Annotated in this window: 18 protein-coding genes and 1 pseudogene; 16 read left to right on the forward strand and 3 right to left on the reverse strand. The window is 61.8% G+C overall.

The window, feature by feature from the left end:
* Positions 1-195: 195 nt before the first annotated feature.
* The 13 genes and pseudogenes from AB4O09_RS13320 to AB4O09_RS13380 all read left to right on the forward strand — a co-directional run bounded on the left by AB4O09_RS13320 (position 196) and on the right by AB4O09_RS13380 (position 17,294).
* Positions 196-2,133, forward strand: coding sequence for a bifunctional 5-dehydro-2-deoxygluconokinase/5-dehydro-2-deoxyphosphogluconate aldolase (locus AB4O09_RS13320; RefSeq protein ID WP_003202883.1), 1,938 nt, complete (start codon positions 196-198; stop codon positions 2,131-2,133).
* 154 nt (positions 2,134-2,287) lie between these two features.
* The gene (iolE, locus tag AB4O09_RS13325; protein ID WP_003202881.1) at positions 2,288-3,181 is read left to right on the forward strand and encodes a myo-inosose-2 dehydratase; all 894 of its coding nucleotides are present in this window, start codon (positions 2,288-2,290) and stop codon (positions 3,179-3,181) included.
* Entirely contained in the window at positions 3,178-3,987 is an 810-nt protein-coding gene (gene iolB / locus AB4O09_RS13330) for a 5-deoxy-glucuronate isomerase (RefSeq protein ID WP_013693594.1), read from the forward strand. Before iolE ends, iolB begins: the two co-directional genes overlap by 4 nt.
* 30 nt (positions 3,988-4,017) lie before the next feature.
* The gene (locus AB4O09_RS13335; RefSeq protein ID WP_003202875.1) at positions 4,018-5,520 is read left to right on the forward strand and encodes a CoA-acylating methylmalonate-semialdehyde dehydrogenase; all 1,503 of its coding nucleotides are present in this window, start codon (positions 4,018-4,020) and stop codon (positions 5,518-5,520) included.
* Between the two features lie 35 nt (positions 5,521-5,555).
* Positions 5,556-6,377: a TIM barrel protein gene (locus AB4O09_RS13340; protein WP_003202873.1), complete on the forward strand. Its 822-nt coding sequence runs from the start codon at positions 5,556-5,558 to the stop codon at positions 6,375-6,377.
* 151 nt (positions 6,378-6,528) lie between these two features.
* Positions 6,529-8,460 (forward strand): 3D-(3,5/4)-trihydroxycyclohexane-1,2-dione acylhydrolase (decyclizing), encoded by a 1,932-nt coding sequence (gene iolD, locus AB4O09_RS13345; RefSeq protein WP_460108321.1) that lies wholly within the window; start codon positions 6,529-6,531, stop codon positions 8,458-8,460.
* A gap of 29 nt (positions 8,461-8,489) precedes the next feature.
* Positions 8,490-9,500 (forward strand): bifunctional inositol 2-dehydrogenase/D-chiro-inositol 1-dehydrogenase, encoded by a 1,011-nt coding sequence (locus tag AB4O09_RS13350; protein ID WP_003202870.1) that lies wholly within the window; start codon positions 8,490-8,492, stop codon positions 9,498-9,500.
* Positions 9,501-9,763: 263 nt separating this feature from the next.
* Positions 9,764-10,815, forward strand: a pseudogene (locus tag AB4O09_RS13355) (Gfo/Idh/MocA family protein).
* 348 nt (positions 10,816-11,163) lie between these two features.
* Entirely contained in the window at positions 11,164-12,090 is a 927-nt protein-coding gene (locus AB4O09_RS13360; RefSeq protein ID WP_003202865.1) for a sugar ABC transporter substrate-binding protein, read from the forward strand.
* 77 nt (positions 12,091-12,167) lie between these two features.
* A complete protein-coding gene (locus AB4O09_RS13365) occupies positions 12,168-13,721 on the forward strand; it encodes a sugar ABC transporter ATP-binding protein (protein WP_003202863.1) in 1,554 nt (517 codons plus the stop codon).
* Between the two features lie 34 nt (positions 13,722-13,755).
* A complete protein-coding gene (locus tag AB4O09_RS13370; RefSeq protein ID WP_003202861.1) occupies positions 13,756-14,778 on the forward strand; it encodes an ABC transporter permease in 1,023 nt (340 codons plus the stop codon).
* Positions 14,779-15,105: 327 nt separating this feature from the next.
* On the forward strand, positions 15,106-15,510 hold the full coding sequence (locus tag AB4O09_RS13375; protein WP_003202859.1) for a TraR/DksA family transcriptional regulator: 405 nt from the start codon (positions 15,106-15,108) through the stop codon (positions 15,508-15,510).
* A gap of 179 nt (positions 15,511-15,689) precedes the next feature.
* Positions 15,690-17,294 carry a methyl-accepting chemotaxis protein gene (locus AB4O09_RS13380; protein WP_003202857.1) on the forward strand — a complete coding sequence of 535 codons (1,605 nt, stop codon included), beginning with the start codon at positions 15,690-15,692 and terminating at the stop codon, positions 17,292-17,294.
* 133 nt (positions 17,295-17,427) lie between these two features.
* On the opposite strand, the gene AB4O09_RS13385 is transcribed toward AB4O09_RS13380, so the two are convergent.
* The 3 genes from AB4O09_RS13385 to AB4O09_RS13395 form a co-directional block, all read right to left on the reverse strand.
* Entirely contained in the window at positions 17,428-17,664 is a 237-nt protein-coding gene (locus tag AB4O09_RS13385; protein WP_003202855.1) for a DUF2789 family protein, read from the reverse strand.
* Between the two features lie 87 nt (positions 17,665-17,751).
* The gene (locus AB4O09_RS13390) at positions 17,752-17,982 is read right to left on the reverse strand and encodes a hypothetical protein (RefSeq protein ID WP_003202853.1); all 231 of its coding nucleotides are present in this window, start codon (positions 17,980-17,982) and stop codon (positions 17,752-17,754) included.
* Positions 17,983-18,113: 131 nt separating this feature from the next.
* Entirely contained in the window at positions 18,114-18,350 is a 237-nt protein-coding gene (locus AB4O09_RS13395; protein WP_087945352.1) for a hypothetical protein, read from the reverse strand.
* A 427-nt stretch (positions 18,351-18,777) separates the two neighbouring features.
* On the opposite strand from AB4O09_RS13395, the gene AB4O09_RS13400 reads away from it, so the two are divergent.
* The 3 genes from AB4O09_RS13400 (at position 18,778) to AB4O09_RS13410 (ending at position 21,002) form a co-directional block, all read left to right on the forward strand.
* Complete coding sequence (locus AB4O09_RS13400) at positions 18,778-19,227, forward strand: hypothetical protein (protein WP_003202850.1); 450 nt, start codon at positions 18,778-18,780, stop codon at positions 19,225-19,227.
* Between the two features lie 187 nt (positions 19,228-19,414).
* Complete coding sequence (locus AB4O09_RS13405; RefSeq protein WP_003202848.1) at positions 19,415-20,425, forward strand: ABC transporter substrate-binding protein; 1,011 nt, start codon at positions 19,415-19,417, stop codon at positions 20,423-20,425.
* A 139-nt stretch (positions 20,426-20,564) separates the two neighbouring features.
* Positions 20,565-21,002: a DUF3995 domain-containing protein gene (locus AB4O09_RS13410; protein ID WP_013693585.1), complete on the forward strand. Its 438-nt coding sequence runs from the start codon at positions 20,565-20,567 to the stop codon at positions 21,000-21,002.
* Positions 21,003-21,115: the final 113 nt, after the last annotated feature.

Consider the following 21,115-nt stretch of genomic DNA (forward strand, 5'->3'; position numbering starts at 1 on the left):
TTGCAGCATCTGCTGAAACGATGCACTGCGCCTGGTTCGCTTTGGTCATAGCGTATTGGAAAAAATATTCCACGTAAAAAATTTATAGAATAATTATTGATTATTGCGCGCCGCTCGTTTTAGTCTGCATTCACCAACAGCGCTGGCGTCGGTTTTGGCGTCAAGCGCAGGCTGATAAAAATAACAGGAGCCAGCATGGGCCAGACTCGTTTTGCCAGTGGGCGTCAATTGGATGTGATCTGCCTGGGACGCCTGGGCGTCGACCTTTACGCGCAGCAAGTCGGCGCGCGCCTGGAAGATGTCGCAAGCTTCGCCAAGTACCTGGGCGGTTCGTCGGCCAACATCGCTTTCGGCACGGCACGCCTGGGGCTCCGGTCGGCGATGCTGAGCCGGGTAGGGGACGACCACATGGGCCGCTTCCTGGTGGAGTCCCTGGCACGTGAAGGCTGCGATGTCAGTGGCATCAAGGTCGATCCCGAACGCCTGACGGCCATGGTCCTGCTGGGTATCAAGGACCGGGAGACCTTTCCCCTGGTGTTCTACCGGGAAAATTGTGCCGACATGGCGTTGCGCGCCGAAGACATCGACGAAGCCTTCATTGCCTCCAGCAAGGCGCTGCTGATCACCGGCACGCATTTCTCTACCGATGGCGTCTACAAGGCCAGTACCCAGGCGCTGGATTACGCTGAGAAGCACAATGTCAAATGCGTGTTGGACATCGATTATCGGCCGGTGCTCTGGGGCCTGGCGGGCAAGGCCGATGGGGAAACCCGTTTTGTGGCCGACCAGAAGGTCAGCCAGCATGTGCAAGGCATCCTGCCGCGTTTCGACCTCATCGTTGGCACTGAAGAAGAATTCCTGATCGCCGGCGGCAGCGAAGACCTGCTGACCGCACTGCGCACCGTGCGCTCGCTGACGGCGGCGACCCTGGTGGTCAAGCTTGGCCCACAAGGTTGCACGGTGATTCATGGCGCCATTCCGGCCCACCTTGAAGACGGCGCCCTTTACCCTGGTGTCCGGGTCGAGGTCTTGAATGTACTGGGCGCCGGTGATGCATTCATGTCGGGGTTCCTCGCCGGTTGGCTGGAGGACGCCAGCGATGAGCGCTGCTGTCAGTTGGCCAATGCCTGCGGTGGCCTGGTGGTGTCGCGCCATGCCTGTGCCCCGGCGATGCCGACCCGGGCCGAGCTCGACTATTTATTCAAGAGCCCGGTGCCGATTACCCGCCCGGACCAGGATGCCGTGCTGCAACGACTGCATCAGGTCAGCGTGCCCCGCAAGACCTGGAGACAACTGTTCATCTTTGCGTTCGACCATCGCTGGCAACTGGTGGAGCTGGCCCAGAAGGGCGGCCGCGACCTGAGCTGCATTGGTGACCTCAAGCAACTGTTCATCCAGGCGGTGGAGCGGGTCGAAGCCGACCTGCAACGCCAAGGCGTCGAGGCCGACGTCGGTCTGCTGGCCGACCAACGTTTCGGCCAGGACTCGCTGAACGCTGCCACCGGACGTGGCTGGTGGGTGGCGCGACCGGTGGAGGTACAGAATTCGCGACCGCTGGCGTTCGAACACGGGCGCTCCATTGGCAGCAACCTGATCGCCTGGCCGCAGGAACAGATCATCAAGTGCCTGGTGCAATTTCACCCTGATGACGAGCCACTGTTGCGCCTGGAGCAGGAAGCGCAACTGATGGGGCTGTACAAGGCTTCCCAGGTCAGCGGCCATGAATTGCTGCTGGAAGTCATTCCGCCCAAGGATCATCCATCGCCGCACCCGGACGTGCTCTATCGTGCCCTCAAGCGCCTCTACAACCTGGGTATTTTCCCGGCGTGGTGGAAGATCGAGACCCAGAGCGCGGAGGAATGGAAACAGCTCGATGAGCTGATCCAGCAACGCGACCCGTATTGCCGCGGCGTGGTCCTGCTGGGCCTCAACGCCCCGGCCGCCGCCCTGGCCGAAGGCTTCCGACAAGCCAGCCAGAGCACCACCTGCCGTGGGTTCGCCGTGGGCCGCACGATCTTCCAGGAACCGAGCCGGGCCTGGCTGGCCGGGGAAATCGATGATGAAACGCTGATCCGGCAGGTGCAGGGCAGGTTTGTGGAATTGATCGAGGCGTGGCGCAGTGCCCGTGCTTGATGGGGGGGTTAATGTGGGAGCGAGCTTGCTCGCGATGGCGTCCGGTCAGCCAGCATCAATATTGACTGGTACACCGTTATCGCGAGCAAGCTCGCTCCCACAAGTGTTCAGCGTCGTTCTTACTGATTTGTGAAAAACAATAAAAGGTGCAGCCATGCCCGCTATTCGAATTGGCATCAACCCGATTTCCTGGAGCAACGACGACTTGCCATCGTTGGGCGGCGAGACGCCGTTGAGCACGGCGCTGAGTGAAGGCAAGGAAATCGGCTACGAAGGTTTTGAACTCAACGGCAAGTTCCCCAAGGACGCCAAGGGTGTCGGCGATGTGCTGCGCCCTTATGACCTGGCGTTGGTCTCCGGCTGGTATTCCAGTCGCCTGGCCCGGCGTTCGGCGGCCGAGGAAATCGACGCCATTGCCAGCCACGTCGAACTGCTGGCACAGAACGGCGCGACAGTGCTGGTGTACGGGGAAGTCGCCGACTCCATCCAGGGCCAGCGGATTGCGCTGATCGAGCGGCCGCGTTTCCATACGGATGAAGCCTGGCAAGCCTACGCCGACAAACTCACCGAACTGGCGCGCTTCACCTTGTCCCGAGGCGTGCGCCTGGCCTATCACCACCACATGGGCGCCTATGTCGAGTCGCCCTCGGACATCGACAAGTTGATGGCCCTGACCGGTAACGAAGTGGGCCTGCTGTTCGACTCGGGCCACTGCTACATGGGCGGTGGCGAACCGTTGCAGGTGCTGCGCAAACACATCGAGCGGGTCTGCCATGTGCACTTCAAGGACGTGCGCAAACCGGTGGTGCAACTGGCGCGCAATAACCTCTGGAGCTTCCCCGATTGCATCATCAACGGCACCTTCACCGTGCCGGGGGACGGTGACATCGACTTCGCCGCGTTGCTCGACGTGTTGCTGGCCGCCGATTACCAAGGCTGGCTGGTGGTGGAAGCCGAGCAGGACCCTGCCGTAGCACCGAGTTATGCCTACGCCAAGAAGGGCTACGACACGCTGCGTGCCTTGCTGCAAGAAAGGAGTCCGTCATGAGCCTGTTGATCAAGAGCCATTCCAGCGGTCGAACCATGGTCCAGTTGCCGGCAGGTGAGCTGGAATACGTCGGGTTCGCCGCCTACCGCCTGAGCCTGGGCGAAACCCTGCCGGTGGCCGCCGGCGACAAGGAATTGTGCCTGGTGCTGCTCAGCGGGCGCATCAGCCTCAAGGGCGAAGCGCCGGGGCAGGGGGCCTTCGATTGGGACAACCTCGGTGATCGCCAGTCGGTATTCGAGGACAAGTCACCCTATGCCGCTTACCTGCCGCCTGGCAGCCAGGCCCAGGTCACCGCGTTGAGCGATGTACAGATTGCCGTGTGCGCCGCGCCGGGGGCTGCGCAGAACAGTCATGGCCCACGGTTGATCCGTCCGGACAGCATGAAGCGCAGTGTGCGCGGCAAGGGCGCCAACACCCGTTATGTCTGCGACATCCTGCCCGACAGCGAGCCGGCCCATTCGCTGTTGGTGGTGGAAGTGCGTACTCCGTCGGGGCACTCCTCGAGCTACCCGCCGCACAAGCACGACACCGACGACCTGCCGCACCAGAGCTTCCTGGAAGAAACCTATTACCACCAGGTCAACCCGTCCCAAGGCTTCGTGTTCCAGCGGGTCTACACCGACGACCGCAGCATCGACCAGGCCATGGCCGTGGAGAACAGCGACCTGGTGGTGGTGCCCAAGGGGTACCACCCGGTCAGCGTGCCCTACGGGTACGAGTCGTATTACCTGAACGTCATGGCCGGCCCGAAGCGGGTCTGGCAGTTCCATAACGATCCGCAGCACAGCTGGCTGCTGGACCTCTGATTTCCAACATTCGCACGGAGAACAAGAACAATGAGTGACGCCCCGGTAGTAGGCCATTACCTCAACGGCCACGTGCAGGACCACGACAGCACGCGGTTCAGCAATGTCTTCAACCCGGCCACCGGTGCGGTGCAGGCCCGGGTGGCCCTGGCCGAGCCGGGCACTGTCGACGCGGCAGTGGCCTCGGCGCTGGCGGCGTTCCCGGCCTGGTCCGAGCAGTCGTCATTGCGTCGTTCGCGGGTGATGTTCAAGTTCAAGGAGCTGCTGGACCGGCACCACGACGAGCTGGCGCAGATCATCAGTCGTGAACACGGCAAGGTGCTGTCCGACGCCCACGGCGAAGTCACCCGCGGCATCGAGATCGTCGAGTACGCCTGCGGTGCGCCGAACCTGCTCAAGACCGATTTCAGCGACAACATCGGCGGCGGCATCGACAATTGGAACCTGCGCCAACCCCTGGGCGTTTGCGCCGGGGTCACGCCGTTCAACTTCCCGGTGATGGTGCCGTTGTGGATGATTCCCCTGGCGCTGGTCGCCGGCAACTGCTTCATCCTCAAGCCTTCGGAGCGCGACCCGTCCGCCAGTTTGCTGATGGCCCGTCTACTGACCGAAGCCGGCCTGCCGGACGGTGTGTTCAACGTGGTCCAGGGCGACAAGGTGGCGGTGGATGCGCTGTTGCAGCACCCGGACATCGAAGCGATTTCCTTTGTCGGCTCCACGCCGATTGCCGAGTACATCCACCAGCAGGGCACGGCGCACGGCAAACGTGTGCAGGCCCTGGGCGGGGCCAAGAACCATATGATCGTCATGCCTGACGCCGACCTCGACCAGGCGGCTGATGCCTTGATCGGCGCCGCCTACGGCTCGGCGGGTGAGCGCTGCATGGCGATTTCCATCGCCGTGGCGGTGGGTGATGTGGGCGATGAATTGATTGCCAAGCTGTTGCCGCGCATAGACCAGCTGAAGATCGGCAACGGCCAGCAACCCGGCACCGACATGGGGCCGCTGGTCACCGCCGAGCACAAGGCAAAAGTGGAAGGTTTCATCGACGCTGGGGTGGCCGAGGGCGCTCGCTTGATCGTCGATGGGCGTGGTTTCAAGGTGCCTGGCGCCGAGCAGGGCTTCTTTGTCGGGGCGACGCTGTTCGACCAGGTCACCGCCGAGATGAGCATCTACCAGCAGGAAATCTTCGGCCCGGTGCTGGGGATCGTCCGTGTACCGGACTTCGCCACGGCGGTGGCGCTGATCAATGCCCATGAATTCGGCAACGGCGTGTCGTGCTTCACCCGTGACGGCGGCATTGCCCGGGCGTTCGCCCGCAGTATCAAGGTCGGCATGGTCGGCATCAATGTGCCGATTCCGGTGCCCATGGCCTGGCACTCCTTTGGTGGTTGGAAGCGTTCGCTGTTCGGCGATCACCATGCCTACGGTGAAGAAGGCCTGCGTTTCTACAGCCGCTACAAAAGCGTGATGCAACGCTGGCCCGACAGCATTGCCAAGGGTCCTGAGTTCAGCATGCCGACTGCTCAATAACGCTTTTTTGAATGACTGCCGGAGGGAGAACAACAATGAACAAGCCCCTGCGTTTTGCCTTGAACCGAATGGTTGCGCCACGCCTGTCACTGCCCGCTTTCATCGACTTGGCACTGGCATTGAAAACCGATGCCATCGAGATCCGCAACGATCTGAAGGGCGTCGAGATCGAAGACGGCATGCCGCCGGCCCGGGTGCGCGAGTTGTGCGAGGAGCGTGGCATCAAGGTGCTGTCGATCAACGCCCTTTACCCCTTTGACGTGTGGAACGAAGAACGCCGCGCCCAGGCCGTGCGGCTGGCCGACTACGCCCGCGAATGCGGCGCCGAGGGGCTGGTGATGTGCCCGCTCAACGACCGCGCCGACCCGCGCAGCGAGGCCGAGCGTGCGGCGGGGCTGCGTACGGCCCTCAGTGAACTGGCGCCGATCCTGCGCGCCTTTGGCATCTACGGTTTCATCGAGCCCCTGGGTTTCGAAGAGTGCTCGCTGCGCCGCAAACGCACGGCGGTGGAAGCGATCAAGAGCATTGGCGGGCTGGATGTGTTCCGCCTGGTGCATGACACCTTTCACCATCATTTGGCCGGTGAACAGGAGTTCTTCCCCGAGCTGACCGGGCTGGTGCACATCTCCGGCGTCGAGGATGCCCAGGCGCCGCTGGCGACGATCCGTGACGGCCACCGAGTGCTGGTGGGCGCGGCCGACATCCTTGGCAATGCCGTGCAGATCGAGGCGCTGCGGGCCGGTGGCTACGAGGGCTACCTGTCCTTCGAGCCGTTCGCCGAGAGCGTCCATGACCTGGCCGACATCCGCCAGGCGTTGGGGGCGAGCATGAACCACCTGCAGAGCTCCCAGGCCTGACCCGATTCCCTGAACGCTGGAGAACCCCCTGTGGGAGCGAGCTTGCTCGCGATGACGGCGGCACACTCAACATCTGAGCTGCCTGACACACCGCTATCGCGAGCAAGCTCGCTCCCACACTTGACCGAGTTGCGTTTGAAAAGGTGCAAGCATGACCACAACACGACTGACCATGGCCCAGGCCCTGGTGAAATTCCTCGATAACCAGTACATCGAGGTCGATGGCGTTCAGAGCAAGTTTGTCGCCGGGATCTTTACCATTTTTGGCCACGGCAACGTGCTGGGCCTGGGCCAGGCGCTGGAGCAGGACAGCGGCGACCTGGTAGTCCATCAGGGCCGTAACGAGCAAGGCATGGCCCATGCCGCCATCGGTTTTGCCAAGCAGCATCTGCGGCGCAAGATCTACGCCTGCAGCTCGTCGGTGGGCCCCGGTGCGGCGAACATGCTGACCGCCGCGGCCACCGCGACGGCCAACCGTATCCCATTGCTGCTATTGCCCGGCGACGTCTACGCCAGTCGCCAGCCAGACCCGGTGCTGCAGCAGATCGAGCAGTTCCATGACCTGAGCATCAGCACCAACGATGCCTTCAAGGCCGTGAGCAAATACTGGGATCGCATCAACCGCCCCGAGCAACTGATGACTGCTGCGATCCATGCGATGCGCGTGCTGACCGACCCGGCCGAAACCGGCGCGGTGACCTTGGCCTTGCCCCAGGACGTACAGGCCGAAGCCTACGATTACCCGGATTACTTCCTGCAAAAACGTGTCCATCGCATTGACCGTCGCCCGGCCACTGAAGCGATGCTCGGCGATGCCCTGGCGCTGCTCAAGGGCAAGCGCCAGCCGTTGATCATCTGTGGCGGCGGCGTGCGCTACGCCGGTGCCAACGCCGCGTTGCAGGCCTTTGCCGAACGCTTCGACATTCCGTTCGCCGAGACTCAGGCCGGCAAGAGCGCGGTGGTGTCCAGTCACCCACTGAACGTCGGCGGTGTCGGCGAAACCGGTTGCCTGGCGGCAAACCTGCTGGCCAAGAAAGCCGACCTGATCATCGGTATCGGCACCCGCTACAGCGATTTCACCACGGCATCGAAATGGCTGTTCCAGCACCCGGATGTGCAGTTCCTCAACCTCAACATCAGCCCGTGCGATGCGTTGAAGCTCGACGGCGTGCAATTGCTGGCGGACGCCCGTTCGGGACTGGAGGCATTGTCCGCTGCGATGGGCGACTATCGCGCCGAATGGGGCGGGCAGATCGCCGATGCCAAGGTCCAGCTGGACGCGGAAGTGGACCGGATCTATCAGGCGGATTTCCAGGCCGAGGATTTTGTCCCGGAAATCAACGATCACATGGACCCGGCGGTGTTTCGCGAATTCATCGAACTCACCGGTTCCTGCCTGACCCAGAGCCGCGTGCTCGGCACCCTCAACCAGACCCTGGCGGATGACGCGATCATTGTCGCCGCCGCTGGCAGCCTGCCCGGCGACTTGCAGCGCAGCTGGCGCAGCAAGGGCGTGAACACCTATCACGTCGAGTACGGTTATTCGTGCATGGGCTACGAGGTGAATGCGGCGCTGGGGGTGAAGCTCGCCGAGCCCGACAAAGAGGTCTACGCCCTGGTGGGCGACGGCTCTTACATGATGCTGCACTCGGAGCTGGCGACCTCGATCCAGGAGCGCCGCAAGGTCAATGTGGTGCTGCTGGACAACATGACCTTCGGTTGCATCAACAACCTGCAAATGGAACACGGCATGGACAGCTTCGGCACCGAGTTCCGCTTTCGCAACCCCGAGACGGGCAAGCTCGACGGCGGTTTTGTGCCGGTGGACTTCGCCATGAGTGCCGCGGCCTATGGCTGCAAGACCTACAAGGTCAAGACCCTCGATGAGCTGCACACGGCCCTGGCCGATGCGCGGCGCCAGAGCGTCTCGACGCTGATCGATATCAAGGTTTTGCCCAAGACCATGATCCACAAATACCTGTCGTGGTGGCGGGTCGGCGTGGCGCAGGTGTCCACCAGCGCCCGCACCGATGCGGTCGCCAAGACCCTCAACGAACGACTGGCCAAGGCCCGTCAATACTGATTGCCCCAACACTACGAAAGGAGTTTTTCATGTCTTTGAAGCTGGGCGTCATCGGCACCGGGGCCATCGGCCAGGACCATATCCGTCGTTGCAGCCAGACCTTGCTCAACAGCCAGGTGGTGGCGGTGACCGACATCAACCTGCAACAAGCGGCCAAGATCGTTGCCGATCTCAAGCTGACCGCCGAGGTCTACCCCGACGGTCATGCATTGATCAAGGCGCCGGACGTGGAGGCGATCCTCGTCACCTCCTGGGGCCCCAGCCACGAAGAGTTCGTGCTGGCGGCGATTGCGGCGGGCAAACCGGTGTTCTGTGAAAAGCCCCTGGCCGTCACGGCCGAAGGCTGCCGCAAGATCGTCGAGGCTGAAATCGCCCACGGCAAGCGCCTGGTGCAGGTCGGTTTCATGCGCCCTTACGATGAAGGTTATCGCGCGCTGAAGGCGGTGATCGATAGCGGCCAGATCGGCGAGCCGCTGATGCTGCATTGCGCCCACCGCAACCCGAGCGTGGGCGAAAACTACAAGACCGACATGGCGATCACCGACACCTTGATCCATGAGCTGGATGTGTTGCGCTGGCTGCTGGCCGATGACTACGTGTCGGTGCAGGTGGTGTTTCCGCGCAAGACCAGCAAGGCCCTGGCCCATTTGCGCGACCCGCAGATCGTCCTGCTGGAAACCGCCCGGGGCACGCGCATCGACGTCGAAGTGTTCGTCAACTGCCAGTACGGCTACGACATCCAGTGCGAAGTGGTGGGGGAGACCGGCATCGCCAAGCTCCCTGAACCGTCCCAGGTGCAATTGCGCAGTGGCGCGAAACTGTCGAATGCGATCCTGATGGACTGGAAGGACCGTTTCATCGCGGCCTACGACGTCGAATTGCAGGCCTTCATCGACGGCGTGCGCGCCGGGCAGGTGGGCGGGCCGTCGGCCTGGGATGGTTTTGCCGCAGCGGTGGCGGCGGATGCCTGTGTCCAAGCGCAGCAGAGTGGGCAGATCGTCAAGGTCGAACTGCCCGAGCGCCCGCGTTTCTACGGCTAACACCGTCCAAAAATGTGGGAGCGAGCTTGCTCGCGATAGCGGTGGGTCAGTCGACATTACTGCTGGATCCGCCGCCTTCGCGAGCAAGCCCGCTCCCACAGTCGACCGCGTTTCCCCTGAAGGTACTCGGTCAAATTGTGGGAGCCGAGCTTGCTCGCGATGGCGGTGGATCAGCTTGCATTGATGCTGAATGTGCCGCCGTCTTCGCGAGCAGGCTCAGCTCCCACAGGGACTGCATTCAAACCGTGATCTAAGGAGTTTTCATGCGAATCGGACTAGTGGGCTACGGCAAGGGCGGGCGGTTTTTTCATGCGCCGCTGATCAGCAGTCTGCCCGGGGCTACGTTCGTCGGCGTGGTGACCCGGTCTGCCGAGCGGCGCCAGCAGCTGGCGAGTGATTATCCGCACGTCCAAGCCTTTGACTCCCTCGAAGAATTGGTCGCAGCGGGCGTTGATGCGGTGGTGGTGTCCACGCCGCTGGACGGTCGCCCGGAGGTGGTGATGCAAGCCATCGACCTCGGCGTGGCGGTGGTCAGCGACAAGCCTTTTGCCTGGGATGCAGCACAGGCCGAGGCGATGGTGATGGCCGCCGAACAACACAACGTGCCGTTGAGCGTGTACCAGAACCGCCGTTGGGATTCGGATTTCCTGACCTTGCGCAAACTGCTGGCGTCAGGCGCCCTGGGGCAGGTCATTCGTTTTGAATCCAGCGTCGAGCGCTATTCGCCGGCCTCGGTCGGCAAAGGCAGCGGAGGCGGGTTCCTGCGCGATTTGGGCAGCCACCTGGTGGACCAGGCGCTGCAACTGTTCGGGCCGGTGGAGCGGGTCTACGCCGAGCTGGACTACCGCCAGCCCGGCCAGGTGTTCGACAACGGCTTCTTCATGTCCTTGACCCATGCCAGCGGCGTGATTTCCCACTTGAGCGGCAATTGCGTGCAAAACGCAGCGCGCCCGCGCTTTCGGGTCAACGGCACCCAGGGCTGCTATACCGTTGAAGGCCTGGACGGCCAGGAAGCCCAGGCGCTGGCGGGCCTGAGCCCGGCGACCGAGGGTGAACGCTGGGGCGCTGAAGAGCATCGGCGCTGGGGCTGGTTCGAACACGGCACCGAGCGCGAGCGGGTGACCTCGGAGCGTGGCTGCTGGCTGGCGTTCTACCAACACCTGCAAACCGCGTTGCAGGGCGCTGGCCCGCTGCCGGTGGAGGCCCGTGATGCATTGGCGACCACGCGCATTCTTGATGCCGCCAGGCAGAGTGCCGAGCAGGGCGAAATGGTGCGTTTATCGACGCCTGTCGCCATGGAATAAAAAACGAATAAAATTCTAAAATGAGTTGATATGGAAAATATTTTCCAATAAAGTCAATTCCAGGTTACCGACAATCCTGTCTGTCTCCCGCCAAGCCAGCCTTGAACGGATGCCAGACGAAACAAAAACAAGAAACACAGCTAGGTACCGTCGATGAAAACCTTCAGCCGCTCTGCGTTTCACCTGCCACATCTGCTGCGCCTGTCCGCAGTTCTCCCCCTGTTCGAATCCCTGTGTATCCAGCGTAACGGCGCCATGGCGTGTGTTGCATGCCCGGCGCGCCCATCGTGCGTTTGCCCCGTTCCTGATCCGTCACGCCTTATCCATAAAACCAACAAAAAAGTGGAGAAAGACCGTTCATGAAGACCAAGACCCGTATCGCCTCGCTGGCCCTGTCGTTGATGCTCACCAGCGGCGCTGCCCTGGCGGACCTGAAGATCGGCGTCAGCATGTCCCAGTTCGATGACACCTGGTTGACTTACCTGCGCGAATCCATGGACAAGAAAGCCAAGTCCCTGCCGGACGGCGTCACCCTGCAGTTCGAAGACGCGCGCAGTGACGTGGTCAAGCAACTGAGCCAGGTGGAAAGCTTCATCAGCCAGAAAGTCGACGCGCTCATCGTCAACCCGGTGGACACCGCCGCGACCCAGCGCATCACCAAGGCCGCCGTGGCCGCCGGTATCCCACTGGTTTATGTCAACCGCCGTCCGGATGATCCGAAGTTGCCAGAAGGCGTGGTCACCGTGGCCTCCGATGACCTGGAAGCCGGCCGCATGCAGATGCAATACCTGGCCGACAAGATGGGCGGCAAAGGCGACATCGTGATCCTGCTGGGCGACCTCGCCAACAACTCCACCACCAACCGCACCAAGGGCGTCAAGGAAGTGCTGGCCAAGTACCCGGGCATCAAGATCGAGCAGGAGCAGACTGGCACCTGGTCCCGGGACAAGGGCATGACCCTGGTCAACGACTGGCTGACCCAGGGCCGCGATTTCAATGCCGTGGTGTCCAACAACGACGAGATGGCCATCGGTGCCGCCATGGCCCTCAAGCAAGCGGGCACCAAGAAGGGCAGCGTATTGATTGCCGGGGTCGATGGCACACCGGACGGCTTGAACGCGATCAAGAAAGGCGAGATGGCCGTCTCGGTGTTCCAGGACGCCAAGGGCCAGGCCGACGGCTCGATCGACACCGCGGTGAAAATGGTCAAGAAACAACCGGTCGAGCAGTCCGTCTGGGTGCCGTATCGCCTGATCACGCCGGAAAACGTCGATCAGTTCAAGTGACGTTTGACGCACCGGTCCCACCACAACAATAAACAGGCAAGGTTGCAACGCCGACCTTGCCGAGGGAGTACCTGATCATGTTCGCTTCAGCGACTGCTTCGAGCGCCCCGGCGATGACTTTCCGGCCGGACGCAATACCTGATGAACCGTATCTGCTGGAAGTCGTCAATGTCAGCAAAGGCTTTCCCGGCGTGGTGGCCCTGTCCGATGTACAACTGCGGGTACGCCCCGGTTCCGTGCTGGCCCTGATGGGCGAGAATGGCGCGGGCAAATCCACCTTGATGAAAATCATCGCCGGTATCTACCAGCCGGACGCCGGCGAACTGCGCCTGCGCGGCAAGCCGGTGACGTTCGACACGCCGCTGGCGGCCTTGCAGGCCGGCATCGCGATGATCCATCAGGAACTGAACCTGATGCCCCACATGAGCATCGCCGAAAACATCTGGATCGGTCGCGAGCAGCTCAACGGCCTGCACATGGTCGACCATGGCGAGATGCATCGCTGCACCGCCCGCCTGTTGGAGCGCCTGCGCATCAAGCTCGACCCCGAGGAGCAGGTCGGCAACCTGAGCATCGCCGAGCGGCAGATGGTGGAGATTGCCAAGGCCGTGTCCTACGACTCCGACATCCTGATCATGGACGAGCCGACCTCGGCCATTACCGAGACCGAAGTCGCCCACCTGTTCTCGATCATTGCCGACCTCAAGTCCCAGGGTAAGGGCATCATCTACATCACCCACAAAATGAACGAGGTGTTTGCCATCGCCGATGAAGTGGCGGTGTTTCGCGACGGTGCCTACATCGGCCTGCAACGGGCCGACAGCATGGACGGTGACAGCCTGATTTCGATGATGGTCGGGCGCGAACTGAGCCAGTTGTTCCCGGTACGGGAGCAACCCATCGGCGATTTGGTGCTGTCGGTGCGCGACCTGAGCCTGGACGGCATCTTCAAAGGCGTGTCCTTCGACCTGCATGCCGGGGAGATCCTGGGCATCGCCGGGTTGATGGGCTCGGGCCGGACCAACGTGGCCGAGGCGATTTTCGGCGTGACCCCGAGTACCGGCGGCGAAATCCTGCTGGACGGCCAACCGGTGCGCATCAGCGACCCGCACATGGCCATCGAGAAAGGCTTCGCGCTGTTGACCGAGGACCGCAAGCTCAGTGGCCTGTTCCCGTGCCTGTCGGTGCTGGAAAACATGGAGATGGCCGTGCTGCCCCATTACGTGGGCAACGGCTTCATCCAGCAGAAAGCCCTGCGCGCCTTGTGTGAGGACATGTGCAAGAAGCTGCGGGTCAAGACCCCGTCGCTGGAACAGTGCATCGATACCTTGTCTGGCGGCAACCAGCAGAAAGCGTTGCTGGCCCGCTGGCTGATGACCAACCCGCGCATCCTGATCCTCGACGAGCCGACCCGTGGCATCGATGTCGGTGCCAAGGCCGAGATCTACCGGCTGATTTCCTACCTCGCCAGCGAAGGCATGGCGGTGATCATGATTTCCTCGGAGCTGCCGGAAGTACTGGGCATGAGCGACCGGGTCATGGTGATGCACGAAGGCGACCTGATGGGCACCCTCGACCGCAGCGAAGCGACCCAGGAACGAGTCATGCAATTGGCTTCAGGCCTGTCCTGATGCCCGTCAGTCCAGATAAAAAAGGTGAATGGTTATGAACGCGATACTGGAAAACAAACCCGCGGCCGCACCGGCCAGGGCGCGCCGGCGACTGCCGACGGAACTGAGTATCTTCCTGGTGCTGATCGGCATCGGCCTGGTGTTCGAAATGTTCGGCTGGATCATGCGCGACCAGAGTTTCCTGATGAACTCCCAGCGCCTGGTGCTGATGATCCTGCAAGTGTCGATCATCGGCCTGCTGGCCATCGGCGTGACCCAGGTGATCATCACCACCGGTATCGACCTGTCGTCCGGCTCGGTGCTGGCGCTGTCGGCGATGATTGCCGCCAGTCTGGCCCAGACTTCTGACTTCGCCCGGGCGGTGTTTCCCTCCTTGACGGATTTGCCGGTGTGGATACCGGTGGTGGCGGGGCTCGGCGTAGGGCTGCTGGCCGGGGCAATCAACGGCAGCATCATCGCCGTTACCGGTATTCCGCCGTTCATTGCCACCCTCGGCATGATGGTCTCGGCCCGTGGCCTGGCGCGCTACTACACCGAAGGCCAACCGGTGAGCATGCTGTCCGATTCCTATACCGCCATCGGGCATGGGGCGATGCCGGTGATCATCTTCCTGGTGGTGGCGGTGATCTTTCACATCGCCCTGCGCTACACCAAGTATGGCAAGTACACCTACGCCATCGGCGGCAACATGCAGGCGGCACGCACATCAGGCATCAACGTCAAGCGCCACCTGGTGATCGTCTACAGCATTGCCGGGTTGCTGGCGGGGTTGGCCGGCGTGGTGGCCTCGGCGCGGGCGGCGACGGGGCAGGCGGGCATGGGCATGTCCTATGAACTGGACGCGATTGCCGCGGCCGTGATCGGCGGCACCAGCCTGGCGGGCGGGGTGGGGCGCATCACCGGCACCGTGATCGGGGCGCTGATCCTTGGGGTGATGGCCAGCGGTTTCACCTTTGTCGGTGTCGATGCCTACATCCAGGACATCATCAAAGGGCTGATCATCGTGGTGGCGGTGGTCATCGACCAGTACCGCAACAAGCGCAAACTCAAGCGCTGAGCCCCGGGAAGTTGTGACAAAGCGCCACGCCTGACCCGCGTGGCGTTGCCATTTGTCTTCTTAATACAGCTATTGCACCGAATTTCTTGTTATAAACGCACTCCGATGACTGCCAAAAGCCTGTCAGAGAACATTTGAAGGGGTTGTCGGACATTTTCCCTATGTTTTCAGTTGCTGAGGCCTCGACTCGGCCTTAGACTGCCGCCCCTCGTAAATTGAGTGCCGGGTGGCGCTTGGAATCGACGGCGCCTTCCTGATGAGCGTGGCAGCTGCGCTGCGGGACGCTCCATAATTCGCCTTAATGCACGTTTTTTTATAGAGATATCAATGACAAAGGAAAAGTTGCTGGCCATGCCGGCGGATGACTACATGAATGCCGAGCAGCTGGCTTTCTTCACCAAGCTGTTGCAGAACATGAAAGTCGAAACCCACGAGCGCATCGAACAGAACCGAATCGCCATTGAGAGCCTGGATACCCCGGCTGACCCGGCGGACGCTGCTTCCGTAGAAGAAGAGCGTACCTGGCTGGTCAACGCCATCGATCGCGACCAGCGGATGCTGCCACAGTTGGAGCAGGCCCTGGACCGTATCAACGACGACAGCTTCGGCTGGTGCGACGACAGCGGCGAGCCGATCGGCCTCAAGCGCCTGCTGATCAGCCCGACCACCAAGTACTGCATCGAAGCCCAGGAACGTCACGAACAGATCGACAAGCACCAGCGTCAGGCCTGATTCGGGTTTTCCAAAAAAAGATCGCGACCTTTTGACGAAGGCCGCGATCTTTTGCTTTCGCCCGTGCTCGTTCGTCTAATCCCGTTGATCTGCTGCAAGAACGCGACTAATGGACCATGGATAATGGCTCTGTAGTGGCGTTTAATGCGGTTATAACAACGAGAATGTGGGTGACGAACATGGCGACAGACGGAACGCTGACGGGTGCGGTGCCGGCCTCGGTACCTGAGACAAAAAGCACGGCGCGCTGGCTGACGCCGACCTTGCAGAGTCTCGCCCTGGCATTGCTGTTGTGCGGCATGGCCCTGGGCGGCTGGTCGCTGTACCTGGGCCTGCCGCTGGTCATGCTCATCGTCTGGTTGCCGCGCCTGCGTTCGCGCGTGGCCGCGGCGCCCGCACTCGCGACCGACACACTGGCCGAGCTGACCCGCGACCTGTCCTACACCACCAGCCATAACGCGCTGTCAGCGGCCGGTGTCGCCTATTCGGTCAAGCAACTGGCCGGCAAGGTCCAGTCCCAACTCGACGCGGCGGCGCAGATCGTCAGCAATGCCGAATCGATGATCGCCACCGAGCAAGCCACTTCGCAACTCAGCCAGCAAGCCCTGAGCGCCGCCAGCGAGGCCCATCGCAGCAGCCTGGCCGGGCGCAGCGAGCTGGTGGAGTCCATCAGCCGCATGCACCAGCTCAGCCAGCGCGCAAACGACAGCCGCGAGTTGATCGAGGCCTTGAGTGTGCGCAGCGATGAAATCCAGCGGGTCAGCCTGGTGATCCAGTCGATCGCCAGCCAGACCAACCTGCTGGCGCTGAACGCGGCCATCGAGGCGGCGCGGGCCGGAGAGCATGGCCGTGGGTTCGCGGTGGTGGCCGATGAGGTTCGTGGCCTGGCCGGGCGCACGGCTGCGGCGACCGGCGAGGTCGGGGTGATGGTGGCCGACATCCAGCAGCGCACCGCCCAGGTGGTGGAGCAGATTCGTCAACTGGCCGCTGACCTGGACATTGGCGTGCAGCAGGTCGAGCATACCGGCCAGCATCTGGAAAACATCGCCCGGCTCGCCGCCGGCGTCGAAACCCAGGTCAGCGCCATCGCCGAAGGCACCGACACCAATCGCGAACAACTCGACAGCCTGTTCCACGCCATCGAGCAGATGCGCGGCGATCTGTCCATCAGCGACCAGCAGACCCAGCGCCTGGCCGAGGCGGCCGTGCAAATGGAAGGTCAGGCCGAAACCATCAGCGAACGCCTGGCCGAGGTGGGCCTCGACGATTATCACCAACGGGTCTACGACCTGGCACGGGAAGGGGCGAGCCAGATCGCTGCGCAGTTCGAAGCCGATATCGACCAGGGCCGTGTCAGCCTGGAGGACCTGTTCGACCGCAACTATCAGCCGATCCCCAATACCCAGCCAGCCAAATTCCAGACCCGCTTCGACCGCTACACCGACCAGGTACTGCCAGCGATCCAGGAGCCCTTGCTTGCCCGGCATGAGGGCCTGGTGTTTGCGATTGCCTGCACCCAGCAGGGCTACGTGCCGACCCATAACAAGGTCTTCAGCCAGCCGCTGACCGGCGATCCCCAGGTGGACACGGTGAATAACCGCACCAAGCGCAAGTTCTCCGACCGCACCGGGATCCGCTGCGGCAGCCACCAGCAACCTGTACTGCTCCAGACCTACACCCGCGATACGGGGGAGTTGATGCACGATCTCTCGGTTCCGATCATGCTCAAGGGACGTCATTGGGGTGGTTTGCGCCTGGGCTACAAACCCGAGAAGCCGCGCTAGGCTGTGGGAGCAAAGCTTGCTCGCGATGCAGGCGCCTCGGTTCCCTGGAAAACCGCGTCGTCTGCATCGCGAGCAAGCTTTGCTCCCACAGGTAAATCCCCCTCGCCACAAAAAGCGGTGGTGGCTCTTGAGGCTACTTGCCGTCGTGCAGACGCACGTTCAACTGATCCACCAGCACCGCCTCTTCGCCGTCGGCGAGCAGCCATTCCCGGAGCAGGTCTTTTTGCTGGTCCGACCAGAAATCGGCCTCCACCAGCTTGATCTCCGGGGCCAGCGGGTGGGCGATGATGAAATCGTCGATGGCCTTGTCGTCGGAGGGCAGGCCCAGTTGGTCGAACAGGGTCTTGAGTTCGTGGGAAGGTTGTTCCATGGGAGTCTCCTTTTGGCGGGGCGCCGTCGTGGCGCCTCGGTGCTTCCCTTTATCTGAGGCAAGCGGTCATCAGGAGTTCGATCGGGCTCAGGCTTTCAGGGCCCCTTCATCCACGGCGGCCTTCAACGCCTTGGCGGCTTCCCTGGCAGCCTCGGCAGCGATCTCCGCGGTCTTGAACCAGCGATCCTTCTCCACCTGGTGGCAACTGACGGTAGTCAAGGGTGGCTTGGCGCGCATAACGATGACGGCCTGGAACTCGCCTTCGACTTCTCTGGCTTCGCCCCGGATAAAAAATTCGCCGATATCAAATTCCGTCACGTCGCGCCTTCTCCTCGAAGTCATGCTATGGGTGCGCGATCCGTCGATGGGCGACGGCTTCGCTGGGCGGGCAGTATGGCAGCAGTTGCCCGTCGACGGCTGAGTTAAGTCATGGACGGGCATAGATGAGCTCAGGCGCTGCTTTCGAGACGCCTGGCCAAGTAGCAGGCTTCGTTATGATCGGTTCGGAAGCCTCTTACACGTCCGGTCGATGTTTCCTCAATGTGAAAAAAACACTTACCGGCCAAAACCACCCGATAACGCGGCTGTATCAACGAAATAGGCAGGCAATCGACCCCGTCGAAGCTGTCAGCTGTATCGACAATGCAAGGTGGAAAGGGGTGGGGCAGGGTTGTGAAAGTGGCCATGTGAATTCCTTTTCTATGGTTTACCGACGAATTGCCGAGTACTTCGAGTAGTCTCCACGCCTTCGGCTGCTCTAGAATCGGCAGTGTCGTGTGGACGGCTGCGCCTATCTAAAGCAATTTTTTTTGGGCTTGATGTCAGAAAAATGCTTTTTTAAGTGAGAAATTTCCCTAAAGTTAGTAGTCCCATCTTTTCCGATGCTCAGAGTGGCTTTTTCCTTCAGCCTCTGGCGACCCCCCGGGAAAGACGGCGAGAGCGGCAACCTTTAGTCTGCTCTCGGCCCGGGACAGGGCGCGCCGTTCACTTCGAATTTCAATTACAGGTCCATTACGACACTACAGTCGGCACGGGTTCTCGTGGTCCGTCCTTTGTGCAGGGCGGGCCTTTTTCAAAAATGGGGATGTTTCCTTGGCAGTAAGTAATCTCGACATGCATGCGTTATTCGTACTTGGTGACCTGCGGGCAAAACTGGTCAAACTCTTCCAGTCACGTTTCGTCTACATCACCGAGCAGACCGCCGAAGGTATTTATGTCGCCGAAATCGACACCGAGTCGGCCCTGGTGGTCGATGACAAGCCCAGGCTCGAACTCAAGGTCGGTGATCATTTTCGCGCAGCGGTGTTGCCCAGCCGCGAAGGTGGCAAGTTTGAAATCCGCTTTCGCGAAATCAAGCTGACGGTCTATGGCCTTGGCGATTACGCCTTCGTCACGACCCCCGGTGGTCAGGCCATCCTGTTCAAGGAAGGCCACAGCGTGGTGACCGTGTTTGCGGCCAACGAACAACTGCAAGAAGGCTTGACCAAGACCCTGAAGGCGGTCACCGCCAAGGCCGCCAAGTGGCGCAAGGGCGAACTGGTGACCTTCAAGGCCAGCGAGTGATCGCTTCCGGACCGCTGAAAAGCGCGTAGGCATCGGGCTTGCGGGGGGTTGTGCGCCCAAACCGCTGACAGTTTCGCAAGATCTCGCTGGAACCTCGGCTACAGTCAATTGACTGAACTATTCAGGGCTTGCGTTCGGTTACGCAGGGCCGTTCAGCTATTGCTGTATCTGGCATGAGGTGCAAAGCATGAAACGAGTTCGACAGTGGCTGGCTGCCTGGGCCACCTTCGCGGTGTTGGTTTCACCCCTTCCGGCGTCGGCCGCCACAGCGCCGATCCACTTTGCCGACTTGAACTGGGAAAGTGGCAGCCTGATCACCGATATCCTGCGGATCATCGTCGAAAAAGGCTACGGGTTGCAGACCGACACATTGCCGGGCACCACCATTACCCTGGAAACCGCCCTGGCCAATAACGACATCCAGGTGATCGGCGAGGAGTGGGCCGGCCGCAGCCCGGTGTGGGTCAAGGCCGAGGCCGAGGGCAAGGTGGTCGCCTTGGGCGATACGGTCAAAGGCGCGACGGAAGGTTGGTGGGTGCCCGAGTACGTCATCAAGGGCGACCCGGCCAAGGGCATCAAGCCCCTGGCGCCGGACCTTCGCAGCGTCGAAGACCTGGCGCGCTACAAGCATGTGTTCAAGGATCCGGAGAGCCCCGACAAGGGCCGCTTCCTCAACAGCCCCATTGGCTGGACCTCCGAGGTGGTCAACAAACAGAAGCTCAAGGCGTACGGCTTGTCTGACAGCTACGTGAATTTTCGCAGCGGTTCGGGGGCGGCGCTGGATGCGGAAATCAGTTCGACGATCCGCCGGGGCAAGCCGATCCTGTTTTATTACTGGTCGCCCACGCCACTGCTCGGGCGCTTCAAGCTGGTGCAGTTGCAAGAGCCGCCGTTCGATGCCGAGGCCTGGAAAACCCTGACCGACGCCGATAACCCCAACCCGAAGCCCACCCGTTCACTGGCCTCGAAACTGTCGATTGGCGTGTCCGCGCCGTTCCAGAAGCAATACCCGGATATTGCCGAGTTCTTCAGCAAGGTCGATTTGCCCATCGAACCGTTGAACAAGGCCCTGGCCGACATGAGCGAGAAGCGCACGCCACCCCGCGAAGCCGCCGAGGCGTTCCTCAAGGCGCATCCGCAGGTCTGGCAGGCCTGGCTGCCCAAGGAGGTGGCGGACAAGGTCTCCGCCGGTCTGTAGGGCAGCGCGCGTGCCGGCAGGTTGAACTCTTGATCCTGGGCAATGAGTCATTCGCTGGAAACTGGCAACCTACGCCCGTCCAGCGAAATGCCAAATTCAAGCTAGGATGATTGTTCAACCTTTTTCAGGAGGCTGGCGAATGACGCTTTTATTGGCTCGGTCGCTGGTCGCAGTGTTTGCGACCATCAGCTTGATTCATATGTATTGGGCCCTGGGTGGGCGGTGGGCGACCAAGGCAGTGGTGCCTCAGGTGCCGGTGAAGCAGGGGGAGGCGTTGCGACCGGCGTTCGATCCTTCGGGCTGGCTGACCTTGCTGGTGGCCCTGGCACTGCTGATGGTGGCGCTGCTGGTGTGCCTGCGGGTCGGCCTGCTGGCGCAGCCGGTCACCCATCGGGCGTTGCAGTGGCTGATCAGCGCGATCGCCTTGCTGATGTTCGCCCGGGCCATTGGCGAGTCGGAGCTGGTGGGTTTCTTCAAGGAGGTCAAGGGCTCGACCTTCGCCAGGCTCGACACCTGGGTCTATTCGCCATTGTGCGTGGTGCTTGGGGCCGGGTTGCTGGCGGTGGCGTGGACCTGAGTTTCATATCGATCGTTCCCACGCTCCTGCGTGGGAACGTCGCCAGGGACGCTCCGCGTTCCGCTTCTGGAAGGTGACGCAGAGCGTCACGGGATGCATTCCCACGCGGAGCG

The sequence above is a fragment of the Pseudomonas sp. H1_F01 genome (assembly GCF_054681425.1).